At 55.1% G+C, this 1,558-nt stretch carries 1 protein-coding gene and 1 pseudogene; both read right to left on the bottom strand.

Translation table 11 applies throughout. From position 1 onward, the window contains the following. Positions 1-137: 137 nt before the first annotated feature. Positions 138-965: a hypothetical protein gene (locus tag ABT070_RS46170; RefSeq protein WP_351769361.1), complete on the bottom strand. Its 828-nt coding sequence runs from the start codon at positions 963-965 to the stop codon at positions 138-140. 305 nt (positions 966-1,270) lie between these two features. After that, positions 1,271-1,456, bottom strand: a pseudogene (locus tag ABT070_RS46165) (IS5/IS1182 family transposase); the annotation flags it as partial. Between the last annotated feature and the right edge of the window lie 102 nt (positions 1,457-1,558).

The raw sequence follows: 1,558 nt of genomic DNA, 5'->3' as shown, positions 1-1,558 counted from the left end.
TACGACAAGCACGCTGTTCAACGAACCGCACCGGCAGAACCGTCGCAGCCGTCCACACCCTCCTCACCTGCGAATACACAGGATGAAAGAGGCTCAGTAAGACTCAGTACCGGGTCGCATGTTTGCGATTACATGAATTATTCAATATCTACGGTTTCGGGATCCTTAGATCCATTCGAACCTGAGACGTCCGGTCCACTCAGCGGCTGCCAGGACGATATCTTGTCATCCAGTCCGTTATTCACACCCTTGGGGTTGATTGACTTCACGTAGGTTTGCGAATGAACTTCTATCATTGATCCCTTATAGTTTTCGTCCGTATAGAAAATGATGTCGAAGTCGCTACTGTTCCTGATTGAACTGATGTCATCATTCAGCTTGGTGGCCGCTTGGGAAATCGGTACATCTTCACACTTGCCGCGAAAGTCTTCACCTGTGCACACCGTGATCACGGGATTTGTCTGAGCCAGGCCCTGCGGCTGCCAGGAGCTAATCCTGTCGTTGATCCCCTGCTCGGAGCCCGGGGGGTCAAGGTCCTCCTTGACTTCACCCGGACCCAGCGTAATGGAGTCCCCAGAGAAGTGCGGGTCGGCGTAAAACGTCACAGGGAAATCGTTGTTATTTTGAATGGACCCGATGCTATCGTCAAGGATTCTCGCGGAATCCGTATAGGCGGAAAAATCTACACATCTTTGGAAACTTCGCTCAGCGCATACCTTGACTGAATTCCCGCCTTGTTTCGGTTCGCGCGGCCCCGGGTTGTTGTCAACTTCAAGAATGGGCGGGACCGGCATGGGCTGCTCGGGCAACGTTGGGTCGGTTTGACTTACGTTGTCTTCTGCGCTGCGCGCCGTCAAATTGGAATCGTCATTTGCTTTACCAGAATCCGTTGATCCGCAAGCAAAAAGCCCGAACGATGCCATCAGAAGAACCACCGGGTAGGTGATTTTTCGAGCGTGGGGCATAAAATCTCCTCAAGTGATACTCGCCGTGAGAGTCACGGACTTCCTTCGGTGAGTTGCTCGCCTACAAACTGATACGGGAGCTGGTCGAGTACGGTTCACTCAAGTGTTTTCTTCCCTGTTGTCGCAGGTGAGCGCCGTGTGAACGGTCTACGGAGCGGTGTCGATGCAGCCGGGTGTGAGACTGTTCACGATGAGATGGCATCATGTGATCGCAGACCGGTGTGGCACCCCGTTGGCTGCCTCAAGAGCGTATTTCAACCTGATTAGTTGCAGGTCAAGAGCTTGTGGCCAACTAGGGTTCGTCTTCAAACGGATCTTGCCCAGAGCAGGAATGACGCGAGACTGACCGCTGCCTCGTAGGAGGTGGCGGTCTTGACGTATCTGGTGGCGATGCCGCGGAAGCCAAGTCGGTTGAAGCATCGCTCGACGACGTTGCGGCGCCGATAGATCTGCCGGTCGAATGCCGGTGGCCGGCCGCCGTGGCGGCCGCGGTTGTGGTCATGGTCGTGGGGTGGGGAACGCGTTTCGTGCAGTGCTCGTTAGCGACCGGAGGATCACGGGCCTGTCGGCTGACGTGATCGCTGAACTCGTCG

This window comes from Streptomyces sp. NPDC002884 (genome assembly GCF_040295245.1).
Lineage (GTDB): Bacteria > Actinomycetota > Actinomycetes > Streptomycetales > Streptomycetaceae > Streptomyces.
The sequence above is the reverse complement of the archived record's forward strand: the minus strand, read 5'-3'. Positions and strand labels throughout refer to the sequence as shown.

Coding starts and splice junctions, on each gene's coding strand:
- ABT070_RS46170 (WP_351769361.1), bottom strand. CDS start 965: ATGCCCCACGCTCGAAAAATCACCTACCCGGTGGTTCTTCTGATGGCA.